This window comes from uncultured Psychrobacter sp. (assembly GCF_947488565.1).
Lineage (GTDB): Bacteria > Pseudomonadota > Gammaproteobacteria > Pseudomonadales > Moraxellaceae > Psychrobacter > Psychrobacter saeujeotis.
This window is the reverse complement of record NZ_CANKZC010000003.1, coordinates 70193-88823: the sequence shown is the minus strand read 5'-3', so window position 1 is coordinate 88823 and position 18631 is coordinate 70193. Positions and strand designations below refer to the sequence as shown.

Here is an 18631-nt window from a genome sequence, read left to right as displayed (position 1 = left end):
TTAGCGCAATTATTGGGCATTGCCGTAAGTGTAAGTATAATGATAGCTATTCTTACTCAAGATACCTTGCTGCAGATCATTGATGATGATGCCGTCCACCTCAATATTTGCTTTATTCATCTGCTTAACAGCATAGTTCAACTGACCTTCTGATGAATCATTATGACGTGTGACCATGACCACTTGATCAGCGTATTTAGAAAGTAGGACGGCATCCGTGGCTGCAAGCACAGGCGGCGTGTCAATAATGATGTAATCATAATGAGCCGCCAGCTCGTTCATCAAGCCACTAAACTTTTCACTGGCTAACATAGACGATGGATTACGAGCATTGTGACCACGTGAAATAAAATCAAGATTGTCTATATTGGTAGGATGAGTGATACTCACCGCTGTACTTTGCTCTTCTGTGAAGTAGTCCGTAAGACCCGTATCTTGTTCCATATTGAACACGTTATGAAGACTACCAAGACGCATGTCTGCATCTATGACCAAAACCTTTTTATCCAATTGAGCAAAGACTTCTGCCAAATTTGCGACAATGAAGGATTTACCAACGTTTGGACTCTCGCCTGTGACAACAATGATACGGCTGCGCTGATTGGTCTTGGCAACGCTTGGCATACCAAACATTAAATAGGTTCTTAAACTTTTTATGGATTCGTAAGTTGCACTATTGTGATCAGAATAAGACAACAATTTATTGGTCACGCGTTTATTCTTACCCAGACGTTTTAGTGCTTTTGAGCGCGGAACGGTTGCTATCACTGGAACACCAGTATTAGACTCAACCGTTTCAGGATCTCGAACCACATTTCGCATTGCACTTCTTAGTAGCACTATCAAGGCACCTATTAACGCGCCTAACACGGTAGTTAATAAAATTACCAACTTATCTTTTGGTGCGATAGGGTTATAAGTGCTAACAGGTAGGTCAACAATACGTGCATAACCAATTTGACCTGCTTTGACGATTTTTAGTTGCTCATAGTTTGTGAGCATAGTGAGATAAATCTCTCTGTTAATATCGACATCTTCTGATAACTTCAAAAACTCTCTTTGAATTTCAGGCAAGCCTGCAACCGTATTGTTAATCTCTTGCTTTCTGTTGTTTAAGACTCTCAACTGATCGTTAATTTGAACAACTAATGGATGCTCATTGGTGTAATAAGTAGATAACTCTGCTTGTTGAAGCTTTAAATCACTTAATTGACCATCGATGCGAGACTCCTCAGCTAACAATAACTGAGCCTCTTGAGCAACATCGATAGTGCCGTATCTTTTACGAAACTCGTTAAACGCTGCCTCAGACTCTTCAAGCTTTTGCTTTAAGACAGGGATTTGTGTTTCCATAAAATCAAGCGTTTTGGTAGTTTCTTCAGAGCTACGAGCTTTATTTTGATTAACATAAGACATCACGATTTCATTTAAAATCAAGGTCGTTTGTTGCTGGTCCGGACCAGTCATAGACAACTGAATAAGACCAGTCATATTGCCTGTTTCTTCGACTGTCAAATTACCGTTTATGGCATCTGTTGTAATTTTTAGCGACTGCTTAGTAATATCAATAGACTGACCATTGGTCGGTAGATCTTCTACCGTAATATCAATTGAGCCTCTTGTTCCTTTGAATTGATGAGGTTGATTAAGTTGGCCTTTAAAAGTATCAGCGCCTCTACTTAACACAAAACCAGTATCTGATCGGCTCAGAGTGAAACTTTGATCTAGGTATTCTTCTGATACATCAAACTGACTAACTCTTACTTCGCCAGTTTCAGTCTGTAGTGATACTCCTTCTTCAGAGTGGACAGGCGTGTCAATTCGATCTTCTACTATTCTGTCTATCGCGTTAATCTCAGGATTTTTTAGACGAATCTGTAAATGCAATGAATCAACGACTGGTTTTAAGACCATTCGTGACTTTATTAATTCAGCTTCCTCTTGAGACTGACTGCTGCCAGAACCCACCAAGTTAGAGATGTTTTCACCCAATGCTGAGACACCTTGCGGATTGGCATCAATTTGCACCAAGGCATCTGATTGGAACGTCGGATTGACGTAGCGGGTATATATTATTCCTGCTATCAGTCCCAATAAGGTGAAAAAAAGCAAAATTTTCCAACCACGTAACAACGACCCAAGTAGGCTTGAGAGATCGATTTCTTTGTTATCTCGATCATTGCCAGATGTTGATAATTTCTGTGAGTCTGTTTTCATATTCATATCCGCTACTTAAATGATTTTTTCATTCCATTGCTCGAGACTATCAATAATATGGCTCTTAGCAACCTCAAACACTGATGTAGGTAACCCATAAGGGTCTTCAATATCTTTACCAATCCAATGGCCAATTCGAAACGTTTTGCCTCGGCAATGTGGCCACCTATCTTCAATCCACTTGGTTTGACTGATTGACATCGTCAAAATCAAATCTGCCTGTCTTACTAAATCTTCACTAATCTGTTTGGCAATATGTGAGTCAATATTTGTATCGTCAGTGGCCATTACTTCAATCGCTTTAGCGTCAGCAGGATAACCGACCAATGCTGACACGCCAGCTGAATCAATATGCTTTTGCGGATAGCGCTTGGCTAACATCGCAGCTGCCATCGGACTACGGCATATATTGCCTACGCAAACGACTAAAATATTATCAAATGCCATAATCGACGCTTTTATCTAAAAATCTGAAATTAGGCTTGCCGCAGAAGTCGATGGTAATAAGGCACTGATCACACGGTTCCAGCGAGTAAGACCGGTTGGATCGACATAAACGATGTCGTTAGGCTGCATCTCAAAACGATTGGCCAAGGCAAAACTTGTAATGGTCTGCATATCGACATAATAAATATTGGTATATTGCGCTTGTTTATTATCACGAACGATATATATCTTGGCAGCATCGGCAGTACTAGCGTTGAGTCCTCTTGACTCTCCCAATACACTAGATAAGCTCAGGCCTTGCTCAAGAATTGGGATAGGCTCGATTTGTCCAAACTCACCCAAAACAAGCACCCTATTACGGCTTTGGCTGTTGACATGGATAGAGTCACCATCTTGTAAGTATATTTGGTTGGCTGATGAACCCATTTCACGTAATGACTGTAGACCTAGCTCATAGCTCTTACCATTGCGATTCAATATAATATTGTTTGAGTCGCCAGTTTCAGTTGCTCCGCCCGCCATAGATATCGCTCCATAAAGCGTTACCGGCGCATCTTCAATATTAAATTCACCAGGTTGTCTGACTGCACCATCAATAAAGAACTTATTACCACGATAGTTAATAACCTTTACTTGTGGGTCTGCATACTTAAGATACTTTTGTAATCTTGCGCTTAAAATGTTCGTAAATTGCGGTACACTCAAACCACTTGCTTTGATTCGACCTATCATAGGGAACTGGATAAAGCCTTGTTGATCAACAGGAAAACCTGACGCATAAGGATTAGAGCTTCCAGCGGATGATGAAGATGAGATATCTGGATAACCAACAAGCTCGATACTTAAGATATCCCCATCCGCAATACGATAATTCATTGGATTAGAAGATTGAATCAAACGAGTCACATCATCATTGCGTACAGCAACTTGCTTGGGTGGTAGAGTAGCTAGGTTTAACGGCTGAACATTGAATCGAATACCGTTCTCTGCTACAAAAGTACCATTAGGTGGTAAATCTCCAGATTGCAAACCTGCATTGATGGTAGTCGCACAACCAGTAAGAAACACAACAGTCGACAAACATAATGCGTTCAACAACTTTTTTGAGGAATTTTGCGTAGGGATAAAATGCTTATTGACCATGATGTCTACTCAACCTTATATCCTTCAAAACGAGTATATTTGTTACATATATTCGTAAAAACGGATTAAAAAAATACATGTATTCGAAATAGCGAATTAATTAACGATGAATATACACTTAAATCAAATACAACGCAATATTCTATAAACTTTTGTAATGGAAGAATACTCACTTAATGTGGGATTCTCGACATTAAAGGTTTCTTTTCTTACAACTTACATAGTAACAATCGACATAACTTAAGAGAAATAGAAATATCTATTAATAGCATGAACGGTGTTAATAACACTTTTAACGGTTCAAACAACAGAAAATGACCTGTAAAATTTCACCAAGAAAATATGAACGCAACATTTAAGGTATGAATGATTGTTAACATCTAGCGTCTCTTGATAACCTGAGACATACAAAAATGCCTAAAAAATGAGGAATAAAGCAATTTATGCACTAAATATTTTAAAATAGCGTAGAATACACGTTAAAACTCACTCAATGATGTTGATACATTGCGAAATGTAACTTAACCGACTCAAGGACACGATTATGAAAGATGAAAAACTGCAAAAAGCCCTCGCCCGTATGGGACTTGGCTCACGTCGTCAGATGGAAGAAGTCATTAAATCAGGACGAGTAACTGTCAACAGTGGACCAGCAACGATTGGTGATCGCGTTGAGCAAGGTGATGAGATTCGCGTTGATGGTCGTCAAATAAAATACACGGCCGAAAACGAGAAGCGTCGCCGAGTGATCGCTTATTACAAGCCTGAAGGGGAAGTCTGCTCCGCTAAAGATCCAGAAGGTCGTCCAACGGTTTTTGAACGTTTGCCAAAGCTAACTCATGACCGTTGGGTAATGGTTGGTCGTCTCGATATCAATTCTACTGGGTTGTTGCTGTTTACCAATGATGGCGAAATGGCACACCGTTTGATGCATCCCTCTAATGAAATCACTCGCGAATATGCGGTACGTGTACTTGGCGAAGTGACCTCTGAGATTGCGCGTACTCTTACCGCTGGGGTCATGTTAGAAGACGGTATGGCACAATTTGAAGACATTAAAGAAGGTGGCGGTGAGGGTGTCAATAAATGGTATCACGTTAAGCTAAAAGAAGGGCGCAACCGTGAAGTACGTCGTCTGTTTGAGTCGCAAGGTCTCAAGGTCAGTCGTCTACTACGTACCCGCTACGGTACGATCTCATTACCAAAAGAGTTACGTACTGGACGTTTTTTAGAATTGGATAAAAAAGACATTAATACGTTAACGGATCTAGTAAGTTTACGTCCACGTTATGGTACGGGTCTGCATGGCGCGGCCAAAGAAAAGCAAGAACGCATCAAAAACAAACCACTAAAAGCGCGTCGTAGTGATAATCGCAATGACAGTCGCAGTAACAGCACAAAACCTAAGAGTAGTGCTAGTCCTGCGAGTCGTGGAACGCGTAATACTCGAGATCGTAGTAACAACAATAGCAATAAACGTTAATTTAAATATTGTTCGAAGCTTTGTTTAATACAGCTTATATTAATCAGTATTTGATAAATAAAACTTTGAAAATTTAGCGTAAAATAGCAAAAAGCTGCCAATGAATTATAATCATTGGCAGCTTTTTTGTACATCTTCTGCGATAACATTACTAAAGCAAAAGTTAGCTATCATGACTATCGATATAGTTTTTCATAACTTGTAGCTCTTGTAAGTGCTGCGTCTGCATTTGCGCCAACAGCTCGTCTAAGCGCTGTTCAATACTATTCAATACTTGCTGCAATAATTCATCGGCTTCTACGTTTTTTTCATCCTCTATCTGATTGGCAGTTGTATGAATACTCGCTAGGTGATAACGACTGGCCAGCATTTCAGACAAGCGAGTATGCAGCATCTTGTCTACTACAAACTGCTGCTCTGTTACCGCTGATGTTTTATTTTGATCTGATAACGCTTTTTGGTACTCATAGTAGCTATTTACTTTTTCATCGATACGTTGCAACTGACGTAACTGATGATCGGGCAAAACCTGCAAATGTTTTTTATTCAAGTTTAGCTGTCGCCAATTTAACGTAGATAAAGATAGTGGTGCATGACGATCGCGATATTTGAGCACGCCTGGCGTAATGCCGACTGCTTTATGAAACGCTTGCCAGCCTTTTTTACCCAAATAAATAGTAGTAATCGTGGTCACAATGCCAACACCTATCAGCACACTCATATACCCTTACTCTTCTAGCTTTGGTTTTTGTTGATACTAGCGTCGTTATCATCGTCTATTTGTAAGCTCTGAGCATTAGAGACAGCGCCATCAAAACGCTGCTGCAAATAACGATTGGTTGCGAGTAGCTTTTGACCATCTTGATGATACGAAGCATTAAGTAAATCGTCAAACTGTGTATTGATGGTGTTTAGTACTTCAAGCAGCGCCTCTTTACCCGTGACATTAGAGTGCTTGATTTTGGTATTATCAGCGCGACCATCATCCAAGTCATGCAAGCGACGATAGTCCGCTACTGCCTCTGGAATATGCTCGTCCATCAAGTTTTGAATCATGACATAGGTTTCGGTTACCGTATCTGTGTCATCAATTTTGCCATCATTATTGGTATCTCCATAAATAGCACGCAGCTTTTCGCCTTTTTGATTGATTTGGGCAAGTGTCGTCTTGACCTCAATTGGCAAGCTTTTTTCGGGGATATAACCCAGTTGTGGCATGGCTTCATATTCTAGCATTTTAGGAGCGGTTACTTTTTTGATGCCACGATACCCCAAATATAACCCTGCTGCTGGTAGCAACCCATATAAAACAAACATCACTAGCATTGCAGTTACTTGGGTCATTAGGTTGTCCTCGTCATTTGGCAGAATTGTTTGGCAAACTTTTATTATTTTAAATAAACATTAAACAAAAAAATAAGGCTGTACTAAAGCCTTGTTTTGTTATGTATTGAACCCCTTATGTTCAATACTACTCACTTGCCTTATGTTGGTAAGGTCAGCTTTGGGTGCGGCTTTTCACATAACGATGCGTTGAAGCAAGACGATCCATAACCGTTTGATGCAACTCATCCAATAACTCATCAAGCTCGTAATCAATCTCCAAAAACAAATCTGTCAACATATCGCCTGCCGTCATTTTTCCTTGTACCATATTGTTTTTGGTACGGTGCGGGCTAAAACGTTGAAGTTGCTCATAATGATACAATGCCTCTGGGATGCTCTCAGATACCAGTTTATCAATGACAAATTGACGTTCGTTGTGCTGCTGTTGTTGCTGCTCATTGAGCTCACTACTCCACTCACGGTAGCGCTTAAGCTTACCGTTGATTCGGTCTAGTATTGCAACAGCCTCAATGGGCATTGCATTTAGGGTGGCTTCATCGACCACATCAACAAGCTCGGTCATAATCGGACAGCTTCCATGTTTTAGATACCATAACGTATCTGGGTCAAAAGGAGGTCTATTCTCCGGACGCATCTGGGATCGATTGGACAAATAACGATCCGTTAATGGCGTTGGCGTTTGGATGTCATTAACGTGTGCTAGCGCAGCACAGATACGATCTGCACGCTCAGGCGGGGTCAATATAGAGTGCTCACTACTACTTTGATCGCTGGCCTTAGTCGTATCTAACTCAGGGCTGCCCGCTGTCTGTTGAATATTTTGAGCCGCGAGTGTAGGCAAGTCATCTTGAGCTTGACCAAATGATTGTAGCATTCTTGTCAGACTTACGACCATGACGTACTGTGCCCCTCATTCCTTGCAGTCAGATTGTGTTTATCTTGTATTGCATAGATTAAATCAATAGCGTATCTTAACAGCTTTTTAGAGCGCTGCCAGTACGCAAAATGTCAACATTACTACCCTTCAAAAAACGAATCACTATTATATTATGAATGCTCCCGATTACGTCTCTGGCTTCTTACTTGGTCTATCACTTATTATAGCCATCGGCTCACAAAATGCTTTTGTCTTAAAACAAGGTCTTAAACGCGAGCATATATTTTTCGTCTGCCTGTTTTGTGCGCTCAGTGATGCAATCCTGATATCTGCTGGCGTCGGCGGTTTTGGCGCAGTCACAGCACGCTATCCACAAGTGGTCGATATTGCCAAATTCGCTGGTGTCATATTTTTGTTGGGTTACGGGCTCCAAAGCTTGTATGCTAGCATACGTTTATCGCATGCTCTTGATGTCGATGGACAAGTAGTCACCAGTCTAAAAAAGGCGCTACTCCTCTGCTTTGGTTTTACTTGGCTCAATCCACACGTCTATCTAGATACATTGGTGCTAGTTGGGATGGTTTCAACAGGGGCAGACAGTAAAGTTGTGTTTGCAGCTGGAGCAGTCAGTGCCTCGTTCTTCTTCTTTTTTGCGCTAGGCTATGGCGCACGATTACTCAGACCTTTATTTTCCAAACCAAAAGCGTGGAATATACTGGATGCTTTAGTCGGCATCCTCATGTTGTATTTGGCTTGGCATCTATATCAAAGTTAAAACAGTGAGCGAACCTAACTATAAACAAAAGCTGCATAAACGAAAAAACCAAACACATTCATTGAACATGTTTGGTTAACAATGATAACGATTTATAATTTACGGTTTATGATGCCTTTTTACGTTTTTTAGGCTTAACAAAGCTTAAGTTCAAAAAGTGCTCTAGTGAGTCATCAAGAACATCTAACCAAGGCTCTGGCAATTCGGGTGCTAGTGTACCTGTCAAAGTAGAACGATAAGCCTTTTCTCTAAAGGTCATGATGCCGTCTTTTTTGTGCTCTTGCCACTCTTTTAGGATCTCGCCTTGCTTCTCTACTGCAAACTCAGGATAGTCAGTTGCATCGGTTAAGTCGCGAATATATGCGGCTTGAAAATCGATAGAATCATCAACCGTTACCGATTTATCATAAGTGGTCAGCCACTTTTGCTCATCTGCTTCCCGTGTTGCTAAGTCGGGCAATTTGATATCACCCATCATTACATCACGTGCATACCATGCTTGGGCATCAAACATATTGAAAGTAAAGTACTGATCCTGCATTCCCAAATAGATAAGCTTGGGGTTTGGCTGCCAAAAAATGCCTTTGTATAGATTGGCTGGATATAAGCAGTTATGCGTTTGCAAGCGCAGCTCATCAGGCAAGAATGGAAAGTGGAACAAGTAGCCCGTACACATAATGATAGCGTCAAATTGTTGACTGGTACCATCTGCAAAATGCGCCACATCATCTTCAAAATGCGTCACTAAAGGTACTTCTTTGATGCCTTCTGGCCAATCATAACCAAGCGCTTGCGTGCGATAGCTAATAGTGACTGATTTGGTCCCGTACTTATAACACTGCGTGCCGATGTCTTCAGCAGAGTAACTACTACCGATCAATAAGATATTTTCATCTTTAAATTCTAATGCATCGCGAAAGTCATGAGCATGCAAGATACGACCTGGGAAAGTCTCTAAACCTGCAAAATACGGCATATTCGGTGTTGAGAAGTGACCCGTCGCAACCACGACATAATCAAACTCTTCGACTTCTTGCTCATTGGTTTTATGGTTCATCACCGTCACGGTAAACTTTTGCGTGTCATCGTCGAAAGACACCCAACGTACCGGGCATTCAAAACGTATGTACTTTTGAATATCTTGTTTATCAATACGGCCCATGATGTAGTCTTTTAAGACTTCACGCGGAGGATATGAGGGGATAGGCTCACCAAAGTGCTCATCAAAAGAGTAATCCGCAAACTCTAAGCACTCTTTGGGTCCATTTGACCATAGATAGCGATACATACTACCGTGTACAGGTTCACCATTTCTATCCAAGCCTGTACGCCAGCTATAATTCCACATACCGCCAATAGCGTTTTGTTTTTCATAACAAACTATTTCAGGTAAGTCCTTTACGCCTGCTAAACGAGCCGCTTCAAAAGCACGTAGCTGTGCTAAACCGCTCGGTCCTGCACCCAAAATAGCAATTCTGTTCTTACTCAAGATCAACTCCTGCTAAAAATAGTGGACAATTACTATAACACATAATTATTAATGGTGTTTATAAGCACTGCTAGTTGGTTATTAATGAGCAAAACCAGAACTTAAAACGTCCTTAGACAAGACAGAATTTCTACTATTTTTTGTGCAAGAGTATACAAATACGATGGCTTTTGATTAAAAGTGAAAGGTTAGATGATTAGGTGACTAAATGCTCAGACATTCTATATTAGGTCGGGGAATAACGTTCGTAAGCCGCTAACGATAATTTCAATAGAAACTGCTGCCAAGAGCATGCCCATGATTCGGCTCATAATATTAAGTCCAGTATCACCTAACAAACGACTGATACGACCAGCTGCCATCAGTGCCAAATAACAAAACAGACTGATTAATAGTCCTGCGATCAAAACCGCTGAAACACGTAAGATACCTGAGATTTGTGAGGAATAAATAATGACTGTTGAGATACCGCCCGGCCCAATCATCATAGGAATGGCTAAGGGTACTACTGCTGAGGCAGTACTTGGTGCTGCATATTTGTCAAATTCGACATCAAAGTTTTCTTGGTCAGGTTTGACTGGATTACCCTCACCATTCATCATATTAAGAGAAATTAAGAATACCAGTATGCCACCCGCCAACTGAAACGAGCCAATCGAGATACCCAGCAACTTAAGTAACGTCTCGCCTGCTACGGTAAAAAAACTGATAGTGATAAAGATCGTGACACAAGCAATACGGGCGACTTTACGTCGATCAATCATCGAGTAGCCGCGAGTCAAGTCTAAAAATAATGTCAGTGCACTAAAGGGGTTAATCAATACCACAAAGGCTAAGATAATCTTGATAATTTCAGTATTCACTGAGCGCTCGCTTGTTTAACGATAAAAATCAGGCAAAAGATAAGGCCATCGTGCGAGTGCAACGATGACCCAATAATCGGTTAGCAGCAGCATTGTAGCATAGGCAGATAACCTAATTAAATCATTAACTTTGGTTAATATTTACACCTCTTAGTAATGCGCAAATTATTGCTCATTCAGCACTAACTCAGTGCTAAAATCAAGGCCGATATCTAGTGCGGTCGTACTGTGCGTCAAATAGCCCATTGCAATAAAATCAACGCCCGTCTCTGCGACCATTTGCACCGTTTTAGGGGTAATGCCACCTGATGCCTCAGTTTTAGCGCGACCTTTACACATTGCTATGGCTTGCGTCAATATCTTAGGTGACATGTTGTCTAACAAAACTAAAGTTGCACCAGCATCTAGGGCTTGCTGTAGCTGCTCTAACGTATCGACTTCAACTTCAATCGGAATCAGGTGACCGGCGAAATCCTGTGCCTGCTTGATGGCAGTCTTGATATCACCTGCAATGGCAATGTGATTATCTTTAATCAAAATCGCATCGTCCAAACCCAAGCGATGGTTGCGCCCACCGCCACAGCGTACCGCGTATTTTTGTACCGTACGCAGACCTGGAATGGTCTTACGCGTACAGGTAATTTGCGCGGGATACTCTGCCACACTATCGACAATCTGCCGCGTCGCTGTCGCAATACCACTTAGATGCGTCATAAAGTTCAATGCGGTACGCTCGGCTGTCAATAGATGACGCGCGTTGCCGCTGACAGTTGCTAATACTGTATCAGCATCAACCCACTCACCATCAGCAACTTGAGCAGTAAACTCAATTTGCGCATCAACCAAAGCAAACGACAATCGTGCCAAATCCATCCCACATATCACGCCTGCTTGCCGCGCTTTAATCTGTAGTTGTGCTTGCATATCGACTGGGATAGTTGCTTGAGATGTGATATCACCACGTCTACCCAAATCTTCTGTTAGTGCCACTTCAACCAATGGCTTAAGCAATACCTCATCTAACGCTGGTTCTTGTATGACTGTCATCTTTAGTCCTTTTTATGCGCAATGCTTGATATGAATTTTATTTAATTAAACTCAAAATGAGCATAAATATAACTTAAAATGAGTAAGCTCGCAAGATAAGGCGCTAATCTTGTTCGTTCAGTAGTTTTTGTGGGTTAATAAAATTATCCCAGTAGCGTATTATAATTTTTTACTACTTTTATTTAGGACTCGTTATAGTAGTTTGCAATCTATTTACGCTTTGGAAGCTTACTGTCCATAAGCAGACTTTGTAGCTCAATGTCATGACAAAAACGATACAGTTTGGCCGGCCTACCGCGCTGAGTGCTACTGCTCTCTCCTGTCTTTATTACCAAGTTTTGAGAATCAAGCAAACGGCGAAAATTTTGCTTATGTAGCCGTACTCCTGATAATGCCTCAACGCTTTGTTGTAGCTGCGATAAGGTAAAAACATCCGGCATCAAACCAAAAATCAGTGGTCGATATTCAATCTTGGCTCGCAGGCGTGAAATGGCAGTAGCTATCACCCGGCGATGATCGTAATACATGGGTACACCTATTAGCTGCGACCAATTTTCAGGTAAGTGAGCGGTTTTAGCATTGGATAAATAGCTGGCTGGATAGCTTGGCGCTTCAGGTATCAACCCTGCTTCATAAAGCATCTCATAGCGTAGCAGTGCATGCTCTGCTACCCACTCACTACTCTCATTCGCTATATCTGCAATTACCTTAGTATCAGTGTTTTTATTAGTAAGCACTTCACGCGCTAAAAACTCTTCACTTAGCCCCCAACATAAGCGAATACGCTGCCGTCGACGCTGCTGGGTGATTTCATCTTTCGCAGTATTGGCCCATTCTAATAGCGCAGGCACAATAAAACCCATAATGATGTTTGGCACACCATCCAAATGATTTTCCCAAGGAAAATAATCGTACCAGTCGCGCCATATGGCTTGGCTCTGCAGCGCTTGTGTCTGGGTTTCTTGTACCAAACCCAGATAGCTGACATAAACCAACGCATGCCCATTGGCACTACGTCTATTGGTATCGACAAAGGTATATAGCTGCTCTATATACCCAAGTGGCTGCTGTGTTTGTTCTTCGACCCATTGACGTACGCCAGCTTGTAACGAGCGATGCAATGGCATGAGGGGGCCATTAGGTAGTAGCTTGCCTTGATCAACCGTTAAAACACGAGCGGTATGCTCGTTAATCGCCACTAATACAGCGACCACTTCTGTGGTACCACTGCCTTGCTGATGTGCATGTGAGTAAGACAATGTCATGATTTTAATGATTACCTTTAATGTTAAAAAATGCCTAAAGAACGCTATGGTAGTCGGACTCTGATGTAATGTTTATTATAGCGTGAATCAACAACTGTCATAGACTAGGGTTGTAAATAGTGATTATTAAATAGTACGAAACAGCGTAGTCGATAGATTGACTTCTGCATAATGCTTTATAGTTTTATAGATAGATTATAAAAAATACTTGTATTTATACTCAAAATGAGCATAATTATAAAACAGTTTATTTATTTACCTTATTTAATTGCCTTGTTTTTAATGCCAGATGACTAATCTTTAATGTACCAAACCTATTAAAGGCCTGCACTTATGAAAACTTATCCTTATGACGCGCCTATCATGAGTACCGATAATCGTATTGCTACTCAAATGAACATCGAATATGCCAAAGCTAGAATACCAGCAGACCTGTCACGCACCGAACGTCTCGCAGTTGAAGACAACATTAAGCAGCTATTAAAAGAGCACAATGCGGTATTGGTCGCCCACTACTATGTCGACCCTTTTATTCAAGACTTAGCATTAGCAACAGGTGGCTGTGTTGGTGATTCATTGGAGATGGCACGCTTTGGGCAAGCGCATAGTGCGCAAACATTGATCGTCGCTGGCGTACGTTTTATGGGCGAATCGGCAAAAATACTAAGCATGGAAAAAACGGTACTTATGTCAGACTTGGAGGCTGAGTGTTCGCTTGACTTAGGCTGTCCTGCCGATGAGTTTTCAGCATTTTGTGATGCTCATCCTGAGCGTACCGTGGTGGTCTATGCCAACACCAGCGCTGCGGTTAAAGCACGAGCTGATTGGGTCGTGACCTCGTCCGTTGGTATCGACATCGTGCGTCACTTGCATGAGCAAGGCGAGCCTATCATTTGGGGGCCTGACCGTCATTTGGGTAAATACATTGCACAAGAGACTGGCGCAGATATGTTGCTGTGGCAAGGGTCTTGTTTAGTACATAACGAGTTTAAAGCGACTGAGCTTATACAATTAAAAGAAGAACACCCAGACGCTAAGGTGTTGGTACATCCTGAATCACCTGATAGCGTGGTCGCCCTCGCTGATGTGGTTGGCTCGACCAGCAAACTATTAAAATCAACTTATGAGCTGGATGCCGATACCTTTATTGTCGCTACCGACTTGGGTATCTTGCACGAGATGCAAAAGCGCTCGCCAAATAAGCGTTTTCTAGCTGCGCCGACCGCTGGTGAGAGCGCCAGTTGTAAAAGCTGTGCTTTTTGCCCTTGGATGGCAATGAATGGCTTAAAAGGAATTGAGCAATGTCTGTCTCAGCGCAGCGGTGAAATACTAATGACGCCTGAGCTGGCAGCAGGTGCAAAAAAACCACTACAACGCATGCTTGATTTTGCCGAAGCGCAAAAGCAACGCGTGGCAGCAAGCGGTGATATTGTCAAAGACCGTGCACTATTTGCTAACGTTGGAGCTGCCTAATATGAATGAGGCGCGCGTATTGGGTAGAGCAAAAAATAACGCTACTACTGATGTTAATGATGTTAGGCAAACAGACGTACTTATCATTGGTGCGGGCCTAGCGGGACTCAGTACTGCTCTTGCTTTGCCAAAATCGCTGAGCATTATGATACTAAGTAAAGCAGCATTGGGGGTTTGCTCAAGTCATTACGCACAAGGTGGTATCGCAGCCAGCTTGGACAAAAATGATTCAATAGCTGCCCATATCGCGGACACCTTGGTCGCTGGCGCAGGCCTATGTGAGACTGATAATACCACCAATATTCTAAGCGCTGGACAACAAGCGGTACAGTGGCTGTGCGATCAAGGCGTACCGTTTACTAAAATTCCTCAGCAAGAATCAAAAGATCATATAAAATCGGGTTTCGAGCTCTCTCAATTACATCTGACCAAAGAAGGTGGGCATGGTTGCCGACGTGTTGCCCATGCTGATGATGCAACCGGTCGACATATTATGGAAGCTTTGATTTTAAAAGCACAAGCTGCATCCAACATCACTATCCTACCCTACCATGAAGCACTTAACCTTTTAACAAACAGCGCTAATCAAAACAACCAATGCCAAGGTGCGCTGGTTTTTGACCACAACAATAATCGTAAGCTTACCTTTCATAGTCGCGCAGTTGTTATGGCTAGTGGCGGCTTGGGGCAACTATTTAAACGTGCCAGCGCCCCCAATGTCTGTGTCGGCGATGGCGTGATGATGGCATGGAAAGCAGGCTGCCGACTAGCCAATTTAGAATTTATCCAATTTCACCCGACGGGGTTAGCGTTAGATGATAGCAGCTTTTTAATCTCTGAAGCACTGCGCGGCGAAGGTGGACGGTTATATTGTCCGCAAACCGGCAAGCGTTTTATGCTCGGTATCGATAAGCGTGCAGAGTTAGCACCGCGAGATATCGTCGCCCGAGCGATTGCTGAGCAAATTAATGAGAATGAACTTGGCTATGTACATCTTGATGTTAGTCACTTGCCAGCTGCATTTATACAAGCGCATTTCCCGCAGATTTATCAAACACTATTAGACATCGGTATCGATATTACTACCGATCCCATTCCAGTCGCTCCTACCGCTCATTATAGCTGCGGTGGCGTGATGACGTCTGCTAATGGTTTGACCGATGTGCTAGGGCTGTATGCGGCAGGTGAAGTTGCTTATACAGGACTGCATGGAGCCAATCGCTTAGCGAGCAACTCTCTATTAGAATGCGTAGTAGTCGGACGCAATATCGCGGCTGATTTACCACGCTATCTAAAAGCAACTGAAAAGTTAGATACAACGTCAATTTATTCCAGTTTAGACCAATCAATCCATGGCATTTGGACATTGCCAACGCTTGAAGATTATCAGCGTATTACCTTGCCACCGTCTATTGAATGTGAAAGCAACTCTAACGTTAATCACAACGTCAACGTCAATGTCAGCACCAATACGAATGCCGACATCACTGCAATAACCGCAGAATTAAAAGCTTTGATGACGTCTCATATGGGTATTACTCGAGAAGCTAAATCATTAGCACAAGCGCTGGTACAAATTCAAAAGTGGCAACAACAGCTTAACTGTACAAACCCCAATCAAACGGATATCGGTAACAAAGATAACGCCACTATTCTAAATGAGTTACCCTACTTTCAATTAGCAAGACAGTTGCTATTAGCGACCTTGGTTATACAATCTGCTTATCAGCGTCATGAGAGTCGCGGTGGACATTACCGAAAGGATTATCCAAACCTAGCAAGCAAACCTATAGTGAGTGTAATTGCCCCTTTATTAAACAGTTTGCCTAGTCATATTTACGCATCTGATAAATTTGCTGTAGTCGGTCAAGAATATAGCCAACAAGATAAGCTTTCGCAATCAACCGTTAGCACCCTATAAAATAGTGAGAATATGGCAATTTTTGTCTGCTTGTTCCAGCATTTATAGCCTAATATGATACAATCTCCAGCTTCCTAAAAACGCCTTCAAAAGCTGCGAGCCCATCATCATGCAAAGCCTAGTTACCCTTGTTTTGGTATTAATGCCAATGTTTATTGGCTTTGCCATCCCCTCTAATTCCGCCATGACTAAGTTTGCCGATAAAGGCTTGTCTTATTTGGTTTTTATCATCTTAACTTTGATTGGCATTGAGCTGTCGCAAGTAGAAGGGCTGAGTAGTCAAATAGGTGAAATCTCGCTGTATGTCACCATCTTATCGATATTGACTATCGGTACTGGGCTATTTGGCCTGATGATATTTGATCATCTAAAACCTTGGCAAGCCAAAAAACCTGTCGCAAAATCTAAAGAGCACCGCGTCAGTATTCGAGGTAGCTTAGCACAAGTTTTTTGTGTCATGCTAGGTATGATCATTGGCTATTTCTTACCCGCTGATTATATGCCGCCTGAAAACACTATGACTGTCATGCTAATGATATTAATTTTACTGGTCGGTATTGGTCTCAAAGGTTCAGGCATTACTTTGAAAGAGGTGCTGCTTAATAAGCGCGGCGTTGAGATGAGCATCGTCTTTACCTTTGCCGTATTAGCAGGCGGTCTTGTTTTTGCCTTGCTATTTAGTGAAGTGTCGTGGACGAAAGGTTTGGCACTAGCGTCTGGCTTTGGTTGGTATTCGCTATCAGCAATCGTCATGACCGATGCTTATGGCGCAGTTTGGGGCAGTGTCGCCCTATTTAATGACTTGATACGTGAGTTTTTTGCCTTGATATTTATTCCCGTGTTTATGCGTAAATATCCATCAGCTTCAGTAGGTCTTGGAGGCGCGACCAGTTTAGACTTTACGCTGCCAATTATTCAACAGTCAGGCGGTTTAAAGGTCGTGCCACTGGCAATTAGCTTTGGTTTTATTATTAATATCGTCTCGCCAGTGCTGATGGTGCTGTTTTCGTCGTTGGGGTGAGTTGACTATATATTATAACTAAGCTTGTTGTTACTAGATATCGTGACAACCTGGTTGCCAACCATTTGTTTGACGATATTATCAATTGTTTTAGAGTCTTCATCGCGCAGATGACTGTTAAGGTAATTGATTAAACTCGATTTTTTTGCAGGACGTGAGCTGACAGGCCGATCTTTGATAGATGCAATAGCGCATTGATATACAGTACGTTGGTCTATCGTCTTTGAGCTTACATTTTTGACATTGGTTTTTGTTTTATGGACTGATAAATCGTCTAAGGTTGGGTAACAAACACTTTGATTGTTTTGCTTTATCAGTCCTTGATTTTTTAGCCACGTAATAACTAGATTTACTTGCGACTCATCGTTTTCTTGACGGTAGCTGGCAAGTTTTTGTTTGATAACGTTGGTTAATCCAGTCATAGTCTTAGCTTTACTCAGTAATACTTTTTCGGTTACTAAATTTAATATACCCTGACTGTCTGTGTTGTAGCACAGTTTTTCGTTTTTACTATCGAGCTCTATCAGTCCTTTCTTGATAAATTTATCGAAGACTTTTTCAACGATATTGTTTTGTTCGGATTCATCAAATTTAACCAAAGCTTCTGCTAACGCGTATTTCTTCATCGCAGAGAGTAGGTTTGATTTATAGCTTGGCAAAAACATCTTGCGATTTACTATGCTATCGAACACCAAAACATAGCAGTCATGAATGACAGATTGAGGCGTTTGTTCTTCACTGATTAGTACTGCAGCGATCTTTGTCTCTACCAGATCATCGCTGTTAGTATCGTCATAGAACACTTCGTTTTGACTGGTATCAACGATGAGTTGAGTTTGTTCTATATCAGCCTCTATCGTGTTCTCTACCTCATAGGCGAGGCTTAATTGGTTGGCATCTGCTGCGCGTGTGATGGCCATACCGTCATACACAGTGTTGAGATGCTCAACCAAGATATCGTAACCACTGTCTCTTGCCAAAATACACACATCCGCCTGTGCATCGATTTCAGATATTTTGCCAAGATAAAAAGACAAGTAAAAATCTAAAGCGTTTTTACCTGCATGCTGCATCTTAATGATATGTACATTATCGCTGTTGAATTCGAGTAATGCTTCGACCAACCCAAGTGGCAAGCTTTTTTGCTGATGTATGCCCAAAAACAACCAGACATGGCATTCCTTTGTATCCATGCCCTCAAAGCTCTTGGGTTGAATGTTTTCATAATCAATTAAAATATGCTTCATCGAAATATTCTTATTA

General features: G+C 41.8%; 16 protein-coding genes. 5 read left to right on the top strand and 11 right to left on the bottom strand.

What is annotated here, in order from left to right; genetic code table 11:
- Positions 1 to 9 precede the first annotated feature (9 nt).
- From Q0890_RS07525 to Q0890_RS07515, 3 genes are read right to left on the bottom strand one after another with little or no spacing between them, the layout of a single operon-like run.
- Positions 10 to 2223: a polysaccharide biosynthesis tyrosine autokinase gene (locus tag Q0890_RS07525; protein ID WP_299219152.1), complete on the bottom strand. Its 2214-nt coding sequence runs from the start codon at positions 2221 to 2223 to the stop codon at positions 10 to 12.
- A 9-nt stretch (positions 2224 to 2232) separates the two neighbouring features.
- Entirely contained in the window at positions 2233 to 2664 is a 432-nt protein-coding gene (locus Q0890_RS07520) for a low molecular weight protein-tyrosine-phosphatase (RefSeq protein ID WP_299219150.1), read from the bottom strand.
- A 15-nt stretch (positions 2665 to 2679) separates the two neighbouring features.
- The gene (locus Q0890_RS07515; protein WP_299219148.1) at positions 2680 to 3807 is read right to left on the bottom strand and encodes a polysaccharide biosynthesis/export family protein; all 1128 of its coding nucleotides are present in this window, start codon (positions 3805 to 3807) and stop codon (positions 2680 to 2682) included.
- A gap of 544 nt (positions 3808 to 4351) precedes the next feature.
- On the opposite strand from Q0890_RS07515, the gene rluB reads away from it, so the two are divergent.
- Positions 4352 to 5290, top strand: a complete 939-nt coding sequence (rluB, locus tag Q0890_RS07510) for a 23S rRNA pseudouridine(2605) synthase RluB (RefSeq protein ID WP_299219146.1) — start codon at positions 4352 to 4354, stop codon at positions 5288 to 5290.
- 163 nt (positions 5291 to 5453) lie between these two features.
- On the opposite strand, the gene Q0890_RS07505 is transcribed toward rluB, so the two are convergent.
- From Q0890_RS07505 to Q0890_RS07495, 3 genes are all read right to left on the bottom strand, one after another.
- On the bottom strand, positions 5454 to 6011 hold the full coding sequence (locus Q0890_RS07505) for a hypothetical protein (RefSeq protein ID WP_299219144.1): 558 nt from the start codon (positions 6009 to 6011) through the stop codon (positions 5454 to 5456).
- Positions 6012 to 6025: 14 nt separating this feature from the next.
- A complete protein-coding gene (locus Q0890_RS07500; RefSeq protein WP_299219143.1) occupies positions 6026 to 6634 on the bottom strand; it encodes a hypothetical protein in 609 nt (202 codons plus the stop codon).
- A 154-nt stretch (positions 6635 to 6788) separates the two neighbouring features.
- Complete coding sequence (locus Q0890_RS07495) at positions 6789 to 7511, bottom strand: hypothetical protein (RefSeq protein WP_299219141.1); 723 nt, start codon at positions 7509 to 7511, stop codon at positions 6789 to 6791.
- A 175-nt stretch (positions 7512 to 7686) separates the two neighbouring features.
- Between Q0890_RS07495 and Q0890_RS07490 the strand changes: the two genes are divergently transcribed.
- Positions 7687 to 8289, top strand: coding sequence for a LysE/ArgO family amino acid transporter (locus Q0890_RS07490; RefSeq protein WP_299219139.1), 603 nt, complete (start codon positions 7687 to 7689; stop codon positions 8287 to 8289).
- Between the two features lie 106 nt (positions 8290 to 8395).
- Here Q0890_RS07490 and Q0890_RS07485 read toward each other — a convergent pair whose 3' ends face one another.
- The 4 genes from Q0890_RS07485 to Q0890_RS07470 all read right to left on the bottom strand — a co-directional run bounded on the left by Q0890_RS07485 (position 8396) and on the right by Q0890_RS07470 (position 12953).
- The gene (locus tag Q0890_RS07485) at positions 8396 to 9778 is read right to left on the bottom strand and encodes an NAD(P)-binding domain-containing protein (protein ID WP_299219137.1); all 1383 of its coding nucleotides are present in this window, start codon (positions 9776 to 9778) and stop codon (positions 8396 to 8398) included.
- Positions 9779 to 9999: 221 nt separating this feature from the next.
- Positions 10000 to 10641, bottom strand: a complete 642-nt coding sequence (locus Q0890_RS07480; protein ID WP_299219135.1) for a MarC family protein — start codon at positions 10639 to 10641, stop codon at positions 10000 to 10002.
- Positions 10642 to 10806: 165 nt separating this feature from the next.
- Positions 10807 to 11688, bottom strand: a complete 882-nt coding sequence (gene nadC, locus Q0890_RS07475; protein ID WP_299219132.1) for a carboxylating nicotinate-nucleotide diphosphorylase — start codon at positions 11686 to 11688, stop codon at positions 10807 to 10809.
- A 209-nt stretch (positions 11689 to 11897) separates the two neighbouring features.
- Positions 11898 to 12953 (bottom strand): hypothetical protein, encoded by a 1056-nt coding sequence (locus Q0890_RS07470; protein WP_299219130.1) that lies wholly within the window; start codon positions 12951 to 12953, stop codon positions 11898 to 11900.
- A gap of 333 nt (positions 12954 to 13286) precedes the next feature.
- Between Q0890_RS07470 and nadA the strand changes: the two genes are divergently transcribed.
- The 3 genes from nadA (at position 13287) to Q0890_RS07455 (ending at position 17368) form a co-directional block, all read left to right on the top strand.
- Positions 13287 to 14426, top strand: a complete 1140-nt coding sequence (nadA, locus tag Q0890_RS07465; protein ID WP_299219129.1) for a quinolinate synthase NadA — start codon at positions 13287 to 13289, stop codon at positions 14424 to 14426.
- A complete protein-coding gene (gene nadB, locus Q0890_RS07460; RefSeq protein ID WP_299219127.1) occupies positions 14341 to 16347 on the top strand; it encodes an L-aspartate oxidase in 2007 nt (668 codons plus the stop codon). Before nadA ends, nadB begins: the two co-directional genes overlap by 86 nt.
- 109 nt (positions 16348 to 16456) lie before the next feature.
- The gene (locus Q0890_RS07455; RefSeq protein ID WP_299219125.1) at positions 16457 to 17368 is read left to right on the top strand and encodes a lysine exporter LysO family protein; all 912 of its coding nucleotides are present in this window, start codon (positions 16457 to 16459) and stop codon (positions 17366 to 17368) included.
- A 5-nt stretch (positions 17369 to 17373) separates the two neighbouring features.
- On the opposite strand, the gene Q0890_RS07450 is transcribed toward Q0890_RS07455, so the two are convergent.
- Entirely contained in the window at positions 17374 to 18615 is a 1242-nt protein-coding gene (locus Q0890_RS07450; protein ID WP_299219123.1) for a PIN domain-containing protein, read from the bottom strand.
- Positions 18616 to 18631 lie beyond the last annotated feature (16 nt).